General features: G+C 71.4%; 15 protein-coding genes. 8 read left to right on the top strand and 7 right to left on the bottom strand.

Annotated features, from left to right (window positions below):
* Positions 1–145: 145 nt before the first annotated feature.
* Together ACBJ59_RS24690 and ACBJ59_RS24685 are read left to right on the top strand one after the other, a co-directional pair.
* Complete coding sequence (locus ACBJ59_RS24690; protein WP_375112830.1) at positions 146–1,843, top strand: NAD-dependent malic enzyme; 1,698 nt, start codon at positions 146–148, stop codon at positions 1,841–1,843.
* A 194-nt stretch (positions 1,844–2,037) separates the two neighbouring features.
* Positions 2,038–2,628, top strand: a complete 591-nt coding sequence (locus tag ACBJ59_RS24685) for a TetR/AcrR family transcriptional regulator (RefSeq protein ID WP_375112604.1) — start codon at positions 2,038–2,040, stop codon at positions 2,626–2,628.
* 56 nt (positions 2,629–2,684) lie between these two features.
* Here the strand turns inward: ACBJ59_RS24685 and ACBJ59_RS24680 are convergent, their stop codons facing one another.
* Positions 2,685–3,446, bottom strand: a complete 762-nt coding sequence (locus tag ACBJ59_RS24680; protein ID WP_375112603.1) for a class I SAM-dependent methyltransferase — start codon at positions 3,444–3,446, stop codon at positions 2,685–2,687.
* 303 nt (positions 3,447–3,749) lie between these two features.
* Here ACBJ59_RS24680 and ACBJ59_RS24675 point away from each other — a divergent pair, with 303 nt between their 5' ends.
* A complete protein-coding gene (locus tag ACBJ59_RS24675) occupies positions 3,750–3,932 on the top strand; it encodes a hypothetical protein (protein ID WP_375112602.1) in 183 nt (60 codons plus the stop codon).
* A gap of 116 nt (positions 3,933–4,048) precedes the next feature.
* The gene (locus ACBJ59_RS24670) at positions 4,049–4,693 is read left to right on the top strand and encodes a hypothetical protein (protein WP_375112601.1); all 645 of its coding nucleotides are present in this window, start codon (positions 4,049–4,051) and stop codon (positions 4,691–4,693) included.
* A 20-nt stretch (positions 4,694–4,713) separates the two neighbouring features.
* Here the strand turns inward: ACBJ59_RS24670 and ACBJ59_RS24665 are convergent, their stop codons facing one another.
* Complete coding sequence (locus tag ACBJ59_RS24665) at positions 4,714–6,111, bottom strand: sensor histidine kinase (protein ID WP_375112600.1); 1,398 nt, start codon at positions 6,109–6,111, stop codon at positions 4,714–4,716.
* Positions 6,112–6,496: 385 nt separating this feature from the next.
* Between ACBJ59_RS24665 and ACBJ59_RS24660 the strand changes: the two genes are divergently transcribed.
* Positions 6,497–7,726, top strand: coding sequence for an AI-2E family transporter (locus ACBJ59_RS24660; protein WP_375112599.1), 1,230 nt, complete (start codon positions 6,497–6,499; stop codon positions 7,724–7,726).
* A gap of 152 nt (positions 7,727–7,878) precedes the next feature.
* On the opposite strand, the gene ACBJ59_RS24655 is transcribed toward ACBJ59_RS24660, so the two are convergent.
* Together ACBJ59_RS24655 and ACBJ59_RS24650 are read right to left on the bottom strand one after the other, a co-directional pair.
* Entirely contained in the window at positions 7,879–9,105 is a 1,227-nt protein-coding gene (locus tag ACBJ59_RS24655) for an MFS transporter (RefSeq protein ID WP_375112598.1), read from the bottom strand.
* Between the two features lie 209 nt (positions 9,106–9,314).
* Positions 9,315–10,190 carry a helix-turn-helix domain-containing protein gene (locus ACBJ59_RS24650; protein ID WP_375112597.1) on the bottom strand — a complete coding sequence of 292 codons (876 nt, stop codon included), beginning with the start codon at positions 10,188–10,190 and terminating at the stop codon, positions 9,315–9,317.
* Between the two features lie 102 nt (positions 10,191–10,292).
* Between ACBJ59_RS24650 and ACBJ59_RS24645 the strand changes: the two genes are divergently transcribed.
* Positions 10,293–11,150 (top strand): alpha/beta fold hydrolase, encoded by an 858-nt coding sequence (locus tag ACBJ59_RS24645; protein WP_375112596.1) that lies wholly within the window; start codon positions 10,293–10,295, stop codon positions 11,148–11,150.
* A 103-nt stretch (positions 11,151–11,253) separates the two neighbouring features.
* On the opposite strand, the gene ACBJ59_RS24640 is transcribed toward ACBJ59_RS24645, so the two are convergent.
* The 3 genes from ACBJ59_RS24640 to ACBJ59_RS24630 all read right to left on the bottom strand — a co-directional run bounded on the left by ACBJ59_RS24640 (position 11,254) and on the right by ACBJ59_RS24630 (position 13,473).
* A complete protein-coding gene (locus ACBJ59_RS24640; protein WP_375112595.1) occupies positions 11,254–11,421 on the bottom strand; it encodes a hypothetical protein in 168 nt (55 codons plus the stop codon).
* A 182-nt stretch (positions 11,422–11,603) separates the two neighbouring features.
* A complete protein-coding gene (locus ACBJ59_RS24635) occupies positions 11,604–12,845 on the bottom strand; it encodes an SMI1/KNR4 family protein (RefSeq protein WP_375112594.1) in 1,242 nt (413 codons plus the stop codon).
* Between the two features lie 58 nt (positions 12,846–12,903).
* Positions 12,904–13,473 (bottom strand): TetR-like C-terminal domain-containing protein, encoded by a 570-nt coding sequence (locus ACBJ59_RS24630; protein ID WP_375112593.1) that lies wholly within the window; start codon positions 13,471–13,473, stop codon positions 12,904–12,906.
* 98 nt (positions 13,474–13,571) lie between these two features.
* Between ACBJ59_RS24630 and ACBJ59_RS24625 the strand changes: the two genes are divergently transcribed.
* Together ACBJ59_RS24625 and ACBJ59_RS24620 are read left to right on the top strand one after the other, a co-directional pair.
* Complete coding sequence (locus ACBJ59_RS24625; RefSeq protein WP_375112592.1) at positions 13,572–14,825, top strand: MFS transporter; 1,254 nt, start codon at positions 13,572–13,574, stop codon at positions 14,823–14,825.
* Positions 14,826–14,896: 71 nt separating this feature from the next.
* Positions 14,897–15,697 (top strand): alpha/beta fold hydrolase, encoded by an 801-nt coding sequence (locus ACBJ59_RS24620; protein ID WP_375112591.1) that lies wholly within the window; start codon positions 14,897–14,899, stop codon positions 15,695–15,697.
* Positions 15,698–15,720: the final 23 nt, after the last annotated feature.

Here is a 15,720-nt window from a genome sequence, read left to right as displayed (position 1 = left end):
GTGGAGTCGTGAGGCGCGGCTCAGTGTCCGTCCTCCTGGCCGGGGCAGCCTGATTCGCCGTGACCCGGCGCTGAGTGCCAGGCCGATGCAGCCGAGGGGGATGACGGTGTCGATGGGGAAGAAGAAGCCTGATCTGGTGAGCCTCATGTTCGCCGAGCAGCCGGACGGCAGCTACGTGACGTCCCTGCGGGGCCAGGCGGTGCTGCAGGAGCCGCTGCTGAACAAGGGCACGGCGTTCTCGCCGCAGGAGCGGGCCGAGCTGGGTCTGGAGGGCCTGCTGCCGCTGGCGGTGGAGACGCTGGAGGAGCAGGCGCGGCGGATGTACGCGCAGTACCGGGCACAGCCGAGTGACCTGCTCAAGAACGTCTACCTGGAGGGGCTGCGGGACCGCAACGAGGTGCTCTACTACCGGCTGCTGAGCGATCACCTGCGCGAGATGCTGCCCATCGTGTACGACCCGACCGTCTCCGAGGCGATCAAGGCCTACAGCCACGAGTACCAGCGCCCCCGTGGCGTGTACCTGTCCATCGACGACCCGGGCGGGATCGAGCGGGCCTTCAGGAACCTCGGGCTGGGCCCGGACGACGTCGACCTGATCGTGGCCTCCGATGCCGAGGAGATTCTCGGCATCGGAGATTGGGGGGTGGGCGGCGGAGCCGGCATCGCGACGGGCAAGCTGGCCGTCTACACGGCCGCCGCGGGCATCGACCCCGGCCGCGTCATCCCGGTCGCCCTGGACGTGGGCACCGACAACGAGGCCCTGCTGAACGATCCGGCCTACGTCGGCAACCGGCACGCCCGGGTACGCGGGCAGCGCTACGACGACTTCATCGACGCCTACGTCACCACGGCCACCCGGATGTTCCCCGGCGCCCTGCTGCACTGGGAGGACTTCGGCCCGTCCAACGCCCGCCGGATCCTGGAGAAGTACACCGGCCGGATCTGTACCTTCAACGACGACATGCAGGGCACCGGCGCGATCGTGCTGGCCGCCATGCTCAGCGCCGTCCGGGTGTCCCGGACCCCGATGCGTGAGCAGCGGATCGTCATCTTCGGGGCGGGCACCGCGGGCACCGGCATCGCCGACCAGCTGCGCGATGCGATGATCCGCGACGGCCTGGACCGCGAGAGCGCCTCCCGGCGGATCTGGCCGATCGACAAGCAGGGCCTGCTCACCGACGACATGGCCGGCCTGCGCGACTACCAGCAGCCGTACGCCCGCCCCAGGGACGAGGTCGCCGACTGGTCTCGCGACGAGCACGGCATCTCGCTGGCCGAGGTCGTCACGCGCGTGAAGCCGACCATGCTGCTCGGCACCTCCACCGCCCACGGCGCCTTCACCGAGCAGATCGTCCGGACGATGGCGGCGGGTGTGGACCGCCCGATCATCTTCCCGATCTCGAACCCGACCGAGCGCATCGAGGCCATGCCGGCCGACCTGATCCGCTGGAGCGACGGCCGGGCTCTGATCGCCACCGGCGTCCCGATCGAGCCGATCACGTACAACGGCGTCACGTACGTCATCGGCCAGGCCAACAACGCCCTGCTCTACCCGGGGCTGGGGCTGGGCGTGGTGGTCGCGCGGGCCCGCCGGGTCAGCCCCGGCATGTTCCAGGCCGCCGCCGAGGCCGTCGGGAACATGGTCGACGTGTCCGCCCCGGGCGCGTCGCTGCTGCCTCAGGTGGACAACCTGCGCGAGGTCTCTGCCACGGTGGCCGTGGCCGTCGCGAACCGGGCGGCCGAGGAGCACCTGGCCCGCGTCGATCTGCGTGACACCGTCCAGCAGGTTCAGGACGCCATGTGGCAGCCCACGTACCGCCCCGTCCACGGGAACGGGCAGTGAGCGCGCCGCAGGTCCGCGACGCGCGGATCGGGCTGCGGGCGCTCGCCGCCCACGAAAAGCGCCTGACGCCGCCCTGGCCCAGGCGACACACGATCCAGACCTGGGTCGTATGCCTCACCGACCCCGAAACGGAACCCCGCCCGGTCGCCTACAATGCGGAACGCCACTCCGATTCGCAAAAGGGGCCACGCCGCATGACGACGCCTCCGCCCGGGGAACCGGCTCCCCGCCCCGCACGACGCGACGTCCAGCGCAACCTGGACGCCCTGCTGACCGCTGCCGCCGAAGTGTTCGCCGCGGAGGGCGTGGACGCACCCGTACGGCGGATCACCGAAAAGGCCGGGCTCGGGGCGGGCACGCTCTACCGGCACTTCCCGCAGCGCTCGGACCTCATCGTCGCCGTCTTCCGCCGGGAAGCCGACGCCTGCATCGATGCTGCCGCCGCCCTGTCGGCACAGTACGAACCCGTCGAGGCTCTCACCCGCTGGCTCAACCGCCTGACCCGGTTCATCGCCACCAAACGCGGCCTCAAAACCGCCCTGCACTCCGGCGACCCCGCCTATGAGAACCTGCCCGCCTACTTCATGCAGCGTTTCCTCCCGGCCATCGAGCGACTGCTGGACGCCGCCGCCGCGTCCGGGGACATCCGCCCCGCCATCACCCCGTACGACCTGCTGCGCACCATGGCCAACATCGTCGACCCCGACGACGACGCCTACACCCAGCGCATGATTACTCTGCTGGTCGACGGCCTGCGCTACCGGACCGGCGCGACGGGCCGGTGAGCGGGCCCTCGCGGGCATCACCGTCGCGGTCGGCGACGGCAAGGCGGGCGGGAGCCTCAGCGCAGCACCAGGAGGTCAAGCCAGTTGGTCCTGGTCCCCGGGCTGGATGCCTGCTCGGCCTCCCGCACGGCCCGGCGCAGCTGTTCCTTGCCCTGGAGGAACTCCTCCTCGGTGAGGCCGCGCATGATGGTGTCGGAGCGGCGGAAGACATCCACCCGGGCCAGGAAGTCGGCAAGAGTGGTCAGCGTCTCGGGGACCGGTTCGAGCGCGTCGCGGCGGAACCCCGCGGTGGCGAACGCCTCGCACGTCCGCTCGACCGTGGGGAAGGTGTCGGTGGTCCGGGTGGTCTGGGGAAAGAACCCCCAGGGAAAGGTGCTGGTCGTGTCGGCCCTGCCGGGAAACCCCTGCCGGATCAGAACAGGAGCGCCCGGGCGCAGAACGCGGCGGATCTCGCGCGCGGCGGCTTCCAGGTCGGGGATGTGGTGGATCATGAGGGACAGCCAGGCGCCGTCCGCCGAGCCGTCCGGGAGCGGGAGGGCGCCGGCGTCGCCCGCCAGCACCTGGATGCCCGGGCGGCGCGGAATCTGGGCCCGCATCGCCGCCGACGGTTCGACGGCGACGACGCTCAGGTCGAACCAATCGGTGAGGGCGGCGGCGAACATCCCGGTCCCCGCGCCGATGTCGGCCACCGTCATCCCGGGCGACGGGTCGAGGTGACGTCGTATCGCTTCACGCCATTCTCCGAGCCCGTCTCGGGGGATCTCACGAACCGCCTTGTACGCTGCCGCGGTCTGGTCGTCGTAGGTGATCCTGGCCATGTCGCGCCTCCTGATCGAGACTGCTTCGCGATCGCTGGGTCGTCGTTCGGTCCGCGTATCGGCCGCTCCCACCTCGGCACGAAACTGCTGATCGCGGGCGGTGCTGAGATCATCGCTCCTCCTGTCGCGTATAGCAATTACTATCCGCGATAGTCCTCCGCTGCCCGCCGCGGCGAGTACTTACCTGGCCACCCTGTCCGGCACCCACTTCCCCCTCGCCGGGCTCAACGACGAGGAGAACGTCGAACGAGTGGCCGGGTTGCCGCGACCTTCAACCGGCACCCGGACGCGCTCCGCTCCGCGGTGACCTTCTGGATGGACCAGGGCTGGCTGACCGCCGATCCGACCGGCGGCCGTGCACCCGGCCGTACCCGCGCGCTGTCGGTCGCCGACATCGAGGCGTTGCTCGGCCTGGACATCGAGGACCTGGACCGGCGTTCCTCACCCCGCCGGCAAGCCCGCCGCGACCCCCAGCGCCGAGCCTGACCAGACCTGGCCCCGTTCCCGAGGCCCGCATCCGCCACGAAGTCGTCTTCGTACCCTTCGGTGATCCCGAGAAATTCGGGTGCGCCATGAGTGCGGCCGGGTGTTGCATGAACCAGATGATCGACGAACCGCTGGAACGACTCCGCGCCGCCGCCCGGCGCACCCGTGAACTGGCCCTGAACCGGGCGGGCACCGGCCTGGGCCACCAGGACGCCGATGACGACGTCGGCACGATCGGCACGGACGGTGCCCTCGGGTTCGACCCGTTCCCGCTGCTCGAAGCCCTCCATCGCAACGGCGTCCGAGCCGTCGTGATCGGGCAGGTGGCCGGCATCATGCATGGATCCACCGAACTGACCGGCGATCTGGACCTGCTCTGGGACGGCGTCCCCGCTCACGCCCCCGCCCTGGCGGCCGCCTTCACCTCCGTCGACGCCCGGCTGTTCGACGAAGAGGGCAACCCCGTGGCGACGCACGCGGATTCCTTTCTCCGTCCCAAAGTGGAGTTCACCTCGCCCGGAGCCGCCGGCGACTGCTGCACCCCGGCGCTTCCCTGGGGCGACCTGCGGGTCCGGGAGTGCCTCGACCGCGCGATCACCGCAGCCGGCCCGGGCGGCCTGGAAGTTCACTACGTCTCCCGAGATGACCTCATCCGGATGCGCCGCGCCATCGGCCGCCCCAAGGACCTCCGGCGAGCGGACGAACTGGACTCGCCGGCCTCGGATCGCCGAGGACCACGACCCGCTTCCCACGCCCCATGAGCCAGATGCCCGGCCGGCGGTCAGTTCACCAAGGGCATGCGCAGGACCAGGCACGTTCCCTGGCCGGGGTCTTCGATGGTCAGGGTGCCTCGGTGGGCGTGGGCGATCTCGCGGCAGATGGCCAGGCCCAGGCCGGTGCCCTTCGGGTCGCGCTCGCGTGACTCCGGGAGCCGGGCGAAGCGTTCGAAGACGATCTCGCGGTGTTCGGGGGCGATGCCGGCGCCGTCGTCGAAGACCGCCATGACTCCGGTGCCGTCCTCGGCCCGGACGGCGATGGTGACGGCGGTGGCGGCGTGGCGCTGGGCGTTGTCCAGCAGGTTGGCCAGCAGCCTGGCGATCAGCAGCCGGTCGCAGCTGACGACCACGCCCGGCTGCAGGTCGGTGCGGATGGGGACCCGGCCGGGCAGCCGGCGGCGGAGCTCGATGCGGGCGAGTTCGGCCAGATCGGTGTGCTCGTGCTGGGCCGTCCGGTCGGCGTCCAGGCGGGCCAGGGTGAGGATGTCCTCGGCGATCGCCTGCTGGCGTTCCACGTCGCTGAGCAGGTCTTTGGCCATGCGCGGCCAGTCGGCCGCGTCCGGGTCCACCAGTGCCTCTTCCAGTCGCAGGATGGCGCCGGTGATCGGGGTGCGCAGGTCGTGGGAGGCCTCGGCGGTGAAGCGGCGCTCGCGCCGCAGCGCCGCCTCCAGCAGTTCCAGGGTGTCGTTGACGACGGTGGCCAGGTAGCGGATCTCGTCATGGTGGGCCGGGACGGGCACGCGGTGCCCGAGGTCGGTCGTGGTGATCTCGGCGAGCTCGGCGGTCATCGCCTCGACGGGCCGCAGGGTACGGCCGACGAGCTGGTACGTACCCACGGCCACGATGACCAGCAAGATCGCCATGGCCGCCAGGAGCTGCGCGAGCAGCGCTTCGCTCCCGTACCAGAGTGGGTCCGGCAGCGCGCTGTAGGCGACCAGGTCCCCGCCGAGGGCGGGCACCCACATCGCCGCGACGATCATGCACCGGCCGGGAAAGCCCGGCACGTCGCACAGCCGCCGATCGGTGGCCGAGGGCCGCCGCGACGGTACGAACGTGGCCATCCGCGGCTGTCCGATCACCCGGACGCTCGCCGACACCACCCGCCCGGCACGATCGACCAACTGCGTCGCGGCCACCGCCTCGACGTCGATGACCGGCGGCACCCGGCGGTGCGCGAACCGATGCACCATCTCCAGGTCCGCGCCGTAGACGTGCCTGATCCGATGGGTCGTCTCGTGCTGGTGGTGGTGATCCAGCACCAGCCATACCGCGAACACGGACAGCACCGCCGTCACCAGGGTGGCCAGCATCGTCATCCGCGCCCGGATCGACCACTCCACCCGCCTGAGACGCGCACCTGCCCGCGATCCGGCGTTCACGACCCGCCGGCGGAGGTCCTTCACGGCGTGCCGCTGCCCCGTCCATCGTCCATATCTCGCACAGCAGCCACCCCCCCAGGTAAGCCGTGCCGTCCCCTTTTTCCGGGCACCTTCCCCTGACCAGCGAGAACAAGCCCGCAGGGGTCTCCGCCCGTAGCCAGGGTGGGGAGTTCAGGCGTGCCCGTCGTACGTCGCTGCTGCCGTGCGCGTGGACGGCGGCGGTGCGCCACCACGGCGGGTGCGACGCCGCCAGGTTCGGTCCGGGCCGGCGGTGACTTTCACGCCGTCGCGGTGACAGCCGGCGCGCCTCGGGCACTCGTCCCGTTCGGTCCGGCTGCTGGGGCGGCGGCCGGGCGGCGTAGATTCGCTGGTGAGGCATATCATCGCGTGGTCCGGTCAGGAGAGTGCCATGACCAAGCCGATCGAGCCCCGGGAGTCCCGTCCCGAGGCTGCCCCTCCGGTTCAGGTGCTCCTGTCGGCCTCCAACGTGTGGCGGGTCGGGTTCGCCGTCGTCGCCGTCGTCGTGGTGGTGTACCTCCTTCGCTTCATCCTGGTGGACGCGGGTTCGCTGGTCGTCATCGTGGTGATGGCCTGGTTCCTGTCGCTGGCGATGGAGCCCGCGGTGGGCCGGCTGGCCCGGCACATGCGCCGCGGCGCCGCAGCCGTCCTCGTGATGATCGGGATCATCCTGCTCGCGGCGGTCTTCCTCTTCCTGTTCGGCAACCTGTTCGTCGAGCAGGCCGCGCTGCTCGTACGGGCGCTGCCCGAGGTGGTCACCGGCGCCATCGACTGGATCAACGCCAGGTTCGGCACCAGGTACGACATCTCCACCGTCCTCAGCTCCATCAACCTGACCCCGCAACAGGCCGCCACCTACGCCCAGGACCTGGTCGGTGGCGTGCTCGGCGTGCTCGGCACGATCACCGCGGCGGTGTTCAACGGCTTCGCCCTGCTGCTGCTGACCTTCTACTTCTCGGCCGACGGCCCCCGGCTGCGGCGCTGGCTCGCCCAGTTCCTGCCCGGCCGCATCCAGCAGGTCTTCCTCACCGTGTGGGACGTGTCGCTGGTCAAGACCGGCGGGTACGTCTCCGCCCGGCTCATCCTGGCCACGATCAACGGCACCACCTCGGCCATCGTGTTCCTGCTGATCGGCATGCCCTCGTGGCTGGCGCTGGGCGTGTGGACGGGCGTCGTGGCCCAGTTCGTGCCGACGATCGGCACGTACATCGCGATCGCGCTGCCCGCCGTCGTGGGCCTGGTCTCGCCCCGGCCCTGGATCGGGCTGGTGGCGCTGGCCTGGGCGGTCCTGTACCAGCAGGTGGAGAACCTGACGCTGGAGCCGCGCATCAGCGGGCGGTCGGTGAACATGCATCCGGGGGTCGCGTTCGCGGGCGTGATCATGGGAGCGCAGCTCTTCGGGGCGGTGGGCGCGCTGCTGGCGGTGCCGGTGCTGGCCATGCTGCTCTCGCTGCTCGACACGTTCGTGGCCCGCAAGGCGCTGGTGCCGACCCTGCCCCAGGTGCCGGAGGCGTATCTGGAGGACGAGGGGAACGGTCACGGCGGCAAGGGCCCGGCAGCGACCGAGCCCGAGGACAAGCCACCCGCCGGACGGACGCGGACAGTCCCCCGGGACGGCTGACCCGGCCTGAGGAGGACCAGCTCAGCCGGCGGCCACGACGACCCCCGCGTCGGTGGCGCAGGCCGGACTCGAGAGATGGCGGTCTCCCGGCACGGCTGCACGACCACGGCGGCGACCTCCGTCCGTGCCCTTCCGAGAGCACGGACGGAGGCTCAGTCGTCGTGGGCGATGAGCATGAGCTGCCGCCACAGCAGCACCAGGAACACCGCGGAACCGGCGAAGGCGAACCAGAAGGGCGCCGCGACACCGAAGCGGGTGGCCAGGACACCGCCGATCAACGAGCCGACCACCAGACCGGCGTACACGCAGATGGTGTTGACGCTGCCCACCCGGCCCTGGAGGTCGCGCGGCACCGCGCGCTGGCGGACGGTGACCGAGGTCGTGCCCCAGATGAACGCGTGCGCGCCGAAGGCCAGGAAGATACCTCCGGCGACCCACGGCGAATGGGTCAGGGCCAGGCCCAGGTGGGTGAACGTCTCGATGACGAGCCCGATCCGCATCAGGGCGCCGAGGCTCACCCTGCGGGTGATGGTCCCGTACAGGCCGGTGCCGATCAGGCCGCCGATCCCGCCGATGGTGGTCATCAGGCCGAAGCCCATGGCGCCGAGGCCGAGCTGCTCCTGGGTGTAGAGGACGAGGACCGACCAGGCCGCGCCGAACGTGAAGTTGAAGATCAGGATGGTGAGCGCCAGCGTGCGGACCGCCGCGTGCTGGATGGTCCAGGCGAAGCCGGCGATGAGCTCCCGTACGGTGTCGGGCGCGGGATCGTCGGCCTGCCGGCCGTGCGGCGGCAACGTGATCCGGGAGACCAGGATCATCCCCGCCACCACCAGCAGCAGCTGGCCCGCGAACGGCCAGGTCAGGCCCAGCCCGAACAGCGCCGCGCCGATCGGCGGGCCGGCGAGCTGATTGAGCGTGATGAATCCCGTGCCCAGGCGGGCGTTGGCGACGACGAGATCGTCCTTGCCGACCATCATCGGCGTCAGCGTGGCCGTCGCGCTGTCGGCGAACACCTCGGCGACTGACCGGAGCGTGAGCGCCACCAGCGCCGCCGCCACGGTCACGGTGCCGGTCACCATGAGCGTGACCAGTGCCGTCAGCACCACGGCCCGCACGGCGTTGGCGACGAGCACGATCCTGCGCCGGTCGTACCGGTCCGACAGCACGCCCGCATACAGGCTGAACAGCAGCGGCGGCGCCCAGCCCACCAGGGCCGACAGCGAGATCATCAGCGGGTCGCGGGTCAACGTCGCGATCAGCAGCGGGCCCGCGGCGGCCGCGACCCCGTCACCGAGATTCGTCAGCCAGCTCGAGGCCAGCAGCCACCGGAATCCTGTTCCCAGCCGAGCAGGCAGGACTCGCTCCACCACTGTGATCACGAGCGCAAAACCATACGTACTGCGGGAATCCATGGCAACGCGTTTTTCGCGTCCGGGGGGCGGAGATCGGGTCAACGTCGGCAACCCGGGAGCACAGCGCCTCCGGCTCCGAGGCCGCCCGAGGGCGTCGTGCGGCTGCCCGGCCTGACCAGTACGGCCGGCGCCCCTGACCGCTGGGCGCCGCCCAGCGCAGGTGACCGCGGCGTCGTTCAGAGCGGCGGCCGTCTCACCTCCGTTCGGCGACCGGGCCGGAGATCCCTGGAGACGTGCGGCCTGGCACGCGTGCCGTGGCCGGGCCAGGCGAGGGGGTCAACCGCCAGAAACGGCTCACCGGCCACGGTCGCGGGGGTCGCCCCGGTGAACGCCACGACGTCGCGGTGCAGGTGTGACTGGTCGGCGTAGCCGCCGTCGGCCGCGACCCGGGCCGCGGCCTCACCCGCGACCAGGCGGTGGGCGGCATGGTCGAAGCGGACCAGCTTCACGGCGCGCTTGGGCGGCAGGCCGAGCTGCGAGCGGAACCGCGACCACAGCCGCTTACGGCTCCATCCGACCTCGGCCGCCATTTCGTCGACCCGGACCAGGCCACGGCCGCTGACGATCCGGTCCCAGGCCCAGGCCACCTCCGGGTCCACCGGCGACCCCGCCGCATACCGGCGGGCGAGCAACGCGTCCGTCAGCGCGAAGCGGTCCTGCCAGGAGGAGAGCTCGCTCAGCCGCTCACGGATCCGTGACGCCTCCCGGCCCCACAGGTCGTCGAGGGCCACCACGGCGCCGTCGAGGTCGGCGGGGGAGGCGTCCAGGACCGCGCCTGCGATCACGGGGGACAGGCGCACCTGAACGCACTCGACGTTCTCGCCCCGCGCCCAGAGCGCGCCCCCGGACCCGACCCCGGGCCCGGCGACGACACTTCCCTGCTGCCGCCCGGCGGCATGGTGCAGGACCGGCGAACCGGCGCCGAAATCCAGAAGCAGCGTCACGGCCGGGTGCGGGACCATCCGGAGCGCGTCCAGGTCACGGACCCGGAACCCGGCCATGGTGACACCGGCCACCCGGCTGGGCCGCCGCGGGCACGCGACCTCCCACACAGCCGCACCATGTACGAACGTCCGCACCGTTCCATGCTACGAGCCGACCGAGGGGAACATTTGTCCAATCCACCGGTGCGTACCGGCGGCGACAGTGGCCTCATGACCCTTTCTGACGGCGCACCGTACGCGCGAAGCGACGCCGAGGCCAACGAGAGCTCGACCCTGTCCCTGGACGACGGCGCCATCCACGTGGACCAGGACGGCCCCCGCGACGCCCCCGCACTCCTGCTCATCCACGGGTCCGCCTCCTCGACCCGCTCGTGGGACCCGCTGGTGCCGATGCTGACCCGATCCCATCGCGTCATCCGGATCGACCTGCTCGGGCACGGCCGGTCGGCCAAACCGGCCGACCGTGGCTACGCGATCCCGGACCAGGCACGCCGCGCCGGCACGGTACTGGACCGGCTCGGCGTCACGCACGCCATGGTCGTCGGCCATTCCAGCGGCGGCGCCGTCGCCACCGCCCTCGCCGAAGAGCGGCCCGACCTGGTGACCGCGCTCGCGCTCATCAACACCGGCCCCAGCCTGGACGCCTTCATCGCACCGGAGTCCGCCGCGATCGACCCGTCGCAGTGGCCGCCGACCGACGAGCAGCTCCGCCAGTTCGCGAGCACCGGCTTCAGCCGCGCGGGCTACCAGGTCCCCCAAGAGCTCCTGGACGAGGTGCGCGCCATGACGTTCCACACACTCACCTCGACGATGCGGGCCACCAGCGAGTATCTGATGCAGCGGGCGCTCCCGGACCGGCTGCGGGGCCTCGGCAAGCCGCTACTGGTGATCTTCGGCGAGGACGACCGCAGATGGCGATCCTCGTCCGCCGCCGACTACCGCACCGTCCCGGGCGCGGAAGTCGAGTTGCTGCCCGGTCTCGGACACTCACCCAACCTCGAGGATCCACCGCGTACCGCCGCCCGCCTGCTGGCCTTCACCGCGATGCACGCCGTACGGGTGGACTGAACGACAGGGAGAGGTGCCACGCGGCCACTCGTCCCTCGACGCCCGCCTGGACGCTGGAGAGGGATGCGGCCGCGTGCTCGCCGTGATGTTCCGCGCGGTCGCGCTAGTGCCGGCCGGGCCGATCGTCGGCTTCGCCGGCAGGGAGCAGCGCGCGCAGCCGTACCCGGGTGTCGGCCGGCGCGTCGAGCGCCTCGGGCGACCGCGTCCCCATGTCCTGGTAGAACTCCGCCGCGTACGCCTCCGACCGGTACGTGCTCACCCGTCCGTCCATACCGCTACCGAAACGACAACCGGATCCTCCGTCAACCGCGCGCCTTCCCTGTGCGGCCGGCCACGGAATCGGGGGCGGCGCTGACTGTGTCCGCCGTCACATCGTCGCCGGGCAGAACATCCATGTGCTCGGGCCGCTCGCCGGCGGTGGCTCGTTCCTACGACTCCGGAAGGGCCGGCACCTCAGGGGCCGAGGTCGAGGACGTCCCACTCCACTTCGCCGGCGACCGCCGTGGGCTTCCAGTAGCCGATGGACGTGCCGTTCTCCATGGCGTCGGCGGTGGCCTTCAGCAGGGCGTGGAACGACCGGATCCGCACTCCGCCGGGCCGGAAGCTCATGCTGCCCTCGTGATCGGTCGTGCCGACGTCGCGCTGCACCGCATCGACCACGAGGTGGTTTCCCATGCCGTCGGCGCCGACGGGCAGCATGCGCCCGTCCCACCATTCCGTGCGCGCGTGCGCGTCGCCTCCGTCCCCCTCGTTCCCGCCGTCGATCTCACACAGGCCCCGCCAGCCGTCGAGGATCTGCGCGACGCCCGCGTTCGAGTTGCCCAGGAACCCGAAGGCCCAGGTGTCGTCGAGGAAGCGGGAGCCGTCGTGCCGCAGCAGCGACGCGCGCAGGTCGTCGGGGAACCGCAGACCCGTCTCGGCCTCCGCCGCCACGATGTCCGCAGCCTTTCCCGGCTTGCCGAGCGTGCGGTGGCTCCGGGGGGCGTGCGTCTTCAGCCATGACTCGATGCGCCGCCATTGCCGGTTGACGGCCCGGGTCACCTTCGCGTCGATCTTGCGTACGCGCGGGGTGGCCTCCTTGGGCAGGCAGTCCTCGTCGACCGTTTCCGCGGGGGGCGGCGTGACCGGCTCCCGCCCGGGCGGGTCTTCGCCGGGGATGCGCAGCAGCAGGCAGGTGGCCCGGCTCTCGGAGAGCGAGGGGTCGCACACCTCGTCCGTGATCAGGCCCGGCTGGGTGACGCTCTCGCCGGCGTCCCGCGTCGCCGGGGCGTTGGAGAAGACCGCGGACTCGAGCATCTGGGTGCAGGAGGCCAGCAGGACGAGCGCGCACCCGGCCACGCCCCAGCGGGTCAGGCGGCGGCGGGCCGCTTCGCTCAAGGGCTCCCGTGGCGACCGGGGCCTGGCCGGGGGACGGTCCAGGATGGAGGGCTTGGTGACGAAGCGCTGCAGGTCGCTTGCCGTGGGAGTGCCGAGCAGCGGTGCGGCGGCAGGCTGGTCGGGAACGGGAACGGGAACGGGAACGGGAACGGGAGCGGCTGCGGAGACGGCCGGCTCCGGCTCGTCCTGGTGCTGCGCCGGGAGCGGTCGCGTGGCGGCGAGACACCGGGAACGCCTCATCGTCAGCACCGCCGCCACCGCCGCGAGGGCCGCCGCGAGCGCGAGCCACACCGTCCGGGGAGTCATTAATCGCCGCACGCCCGGCAGAGTATCCGGTATCGATCAACGATGAGATCCGGAGCAGGGGAGCGGTGGGTCAGTCCGGCAGCAGGTGTGACACGAGGGTGCGGGTCCATTCGGGGGTGAGGGCCAGGTCGGTGAAGACGGCCCGGTAGTAGAGGGGGGCGAGGACGGCGTCTGTGGCGCGTTCGATGGTCGGGGTCTGATCGCCCCGGGCCTGTTCCCGTTCGAGGATGGCTTCGAGCTGCTGCTGGCGTTCCCTGCGGCAAACGGCGGCGCCCTGCTCTCCGGCTGTGCCGATGGTGGCGCGTACCAGGGCGAGGGTGTCCGGGTCGCTGAGGTCCTTGGCGAGGTCGGCCGCATAGCGTTCCAGGTCCCCGCGGAGGCTTCCGGTGTCCGGCACCACGATGTCGCCGGAGAAGCGGCTGCTCGTGACGTCGGCGAGCAGTTCGCCGATGGAGCCCCAGCGCCGGTAGACCGTGGTGGCGTGCACGCCTGCGCGGGCGGCTACGACCGGGATCGTCAGCGGGTCGCCGGCCTCGTCGGTGAGCAGCTCCTTGACGGCCCGGTGGACGGCCGCGCGGATTCGGGCGGAGCGGCCGCCGGGCCGGCTCGCGGTGCGGGACGGGGAAGTCGTCGTGGACATGTGACCATTATTGCATTGATCACTGCTTTAAAATTGCAGTGATCAATGCGTTTGTGTTAGCTTCGAGCCACTAACGCAACGATCGCTGCGAGGTTCGCATGCCTGTTGATCCTTCTGATACCGCCTCACCGCCCGCCGGCGGTCCGCGCCGCGTGCCGTGGAAGGGCGCCTTCCCCGGCGTGGCCGCCGTCCTCGTCCTCTTCCTGGCCGCTTCCAGCGCGCCGTCCCCGCTCTACGTGATCTACCAGCAGCAGTGGCAGTTCACGGCGTGGGTGCTGACCGTCGTCTTCGCCCTTTACGTGTTCGGGCTGCTGGGCTCGTTGCTCGTCGTCGGAGCGCTGTCGGACCATCTCGGCCGCCGGCCGGTGCTCGCCGCGGCGATCGGGCTGGAGGTGGTCGCGCTCGTCCTGTTCCTGGTCGCCGGGGACGTGCTCGTCCTGTCCGCCGCCCGGGTGCTGCAGGGCATCGCGACCGGGGCGGCGGCGACCACCCTGAGCGCCACCCTGGTCGATCTCGAGCCGTCGCATGCCCGCGGGCGGGCAGGCGTCGTCACCTCGGTGGCTCCCCTGACCGGGCTCGCTCTGGGTGCTCTCGGCAGTGGTGTGCTGGTGGAGTTCGGCCCCGCCCAGACCCGGCTGGTCTACGCACTGCTGCTCGGTGGCATGGTGCTGGCGGCGGTGGTCGTCGCCCTCATCCCGGAGACGTCGCTCCGCCGGCCGGGAGCCGTCGCCTCCCTGCGCCCGCGGGTCGCGATGCCCGCGTACCTGCGCGCGGACATCGTCCCGGTGGTGCCGGCGATGGTGGCCGGCTGGGCCCTGGCCGGGATGTACCTCTCGCTCGGCCCGTCCGTCGCGGCCGAGTTGCTGGGGCTGCACAACCATCTGGTCGGCGGTGTCGTCGTGACGCTTCTGACGGGCGCCGGAGCGCTCGCGGTCTCCCTGCTCCGCTCCCGTCCCGCGTCCTCGCTGCTGGCCCCCTCGTCCGCGACGCTCGGGCTCGGCACCCTGATCTCACTCGCCGGGTTGGCGGAGGACCTCCTCTGGCTGGCCGCTGCCGGCACCCTCGTCGCGGGTCTCGGCTTCGGCGCGTCGGTGCTGGCCACGTTCGGCACCTTCGCGCGGGTCGCCAAGCCGCACGAGCGCAGCGCGGTCTTCGCCCTGGCGAACATCATCGGCTATCTGGGGAACAGCGTGCCCGCCATGCTCGGCGGAATCGCCGTCACCGCCCTGGGGCTGAGGACCGCCACCGTGATCTACGCGCTGGCGATCGTGGCGATCACCTTCTCCGCCCTCGTCCTGCGCCTGAACCAGGTACGGGTCAAGCGCCGCGCCGCCATGGTCCCGTGCGGTTGAGCACGGGCGGGCAGAGGATCCGTCAGCACATCACCCATAGAGATTTCCACAATGCGGAACAAGGAGACATCGTGACCACTGCAAGCAGGGCCAGGAAGAACCGTGAGGTTCGGCGATCGGACCACACGACGATCCGGTACACGGCCAGCGGTCCGGCCGGAGGGCCGACTTTGGCTCTCATCCACGGCTGGGCGTGCGACCGAGGCGACTTCGACGCGGTGACCGACCACCTGCCCGAGCACTACCGCGTCCTCGCGATCGACCTTGCCGAGCACGGCGAGTCGCGGTCGACGCGGGACGTCTGGACCATGGAAGAGTTCGCTCGCGACGTGGCGGCGGTGCTGGAGGCCGAGGCGGTGGACTCGGTGGTCGTGGCCGGCCATTCCCTCGGCGGGGCGGTCGCCGTCGAAGTCGGCCGGCTGTTGCCTGACACGGTCTCGCATGTGGTCGCACTGGACGCGCTGCACTATCTGTCGTTGTTCCCGGCGACAAGTGAAGACCAGGCCGAGGCGGTGGTGCACCTGTTCCGTGAGGACTTCGCCGGAGGGGTTCGGGGGCTCGTCGAGGGCGGCTCCCCGGCCGGGACCGACCCCGCGCTCAAGGACGCGTACTTCGAGAAGATGGTCGCCGTACGGCAGCCCGCGGGCCTGCGTTCCATCGAGGCCCTGGTGCGCTGGGACATGGACGCGGCGCTGCGCGAGACGAAGCAGCCGATCACCGTGTTCGCGATACGTGACCTGGTGACGCGGGAGGCGATCGACCGCTACGGGGACCGCCTCGACATCGTGCTCGTCGACCTGGGCAGCCACCACTTCCCGGTGGAGGCGCCCGAAGGCACGGCGAAGCTCCTGGCCGGCGTCGCCACCGGGTAGGGACGAACGGGGTCGTGCGGCTC

This window comes from Nonomuraea sp. MTCD27 (assembly GCF_041950495.1).
Classification (GTDB): Bacteria; Actinomycetota; Actinomycetes; order Streptosporangiales; family Streptosporangiaceae; genus Nonomuraea.
Note: the sequence above shows the minus strand (reverse complement) of the source record. Positions and strands in the feature narration are given on the sequence as shown.

Excerpts from the sequence above, each read along its gene's own strand:
- ACBJ59_RS24690 (WP_375112830.1), top strand. The coding sequence starts at position 146 with ATGTTCGCCGAGCAGCCGGACGGCAGCTACGTGACGTCCCTGCGGGGC.
- ACBJ59_RS24685 (WP_375112604.1), top strand. The coding sequence starts at position 2,038 with ATGACGACGCCTCCGCCCGGGGAACCGGCTCCCCGCCCCGCACGACGC.
- ACBJ59_RS24680 (WP_375112603.1), bottom strand. The coding sequence starts at position 3,446 with ATGGCCAGGATCACCTACGACGACCAGACCGCGGCAGCGTACAAGGCG.
- ACBJ59_RS24670 (WP_375112601.1), top strand. The coding sequence starts at position 4,049 with ATGATCGACGAACCGCTGGAACGACTCCGCGCCGCCGCCCGGCGCACC.
- ACBJ59_RS24660 (WP_375112599.1), top strand. The coding sequence starts at position 6,497 with ATGACCAAGCCGATCGAGCCCCGGGAGTCCCGTCCCGAGGCTGCCCCT.
- ACBJ59_RS24645 (WP_375112596.1), top strand. The coding sequence starts at position 10,293 with ATGACCCTTTCTGACGGCGCACCGTACGCGCGAAGCGACGCCGAGGCC.
- ACBJ59_RS24640 (WP_375112595.1), bottom strand. The coding sequence starts at position 11,421 with ATGGACGGACGGGTGAGCACGTACCGGTCGGAGGCGTACGCGGCGGAG.
- ACBJ59_RS24630 (WP_375112593.1), bottom strand. The coding sequence starts at position 13,473 with ATGTCCACGACGACTTCCCCGTCCCGCACCGCGAGCCGGCCCGGCGGC.
- ACBJ59_RS24625 (WP_375112592.1), top strand. The coding sequence starts at position 13,572 with ATGCCTGTTGATCCTTCTGATACCGCCTCACCGCCCGCCGGCGGTCCG.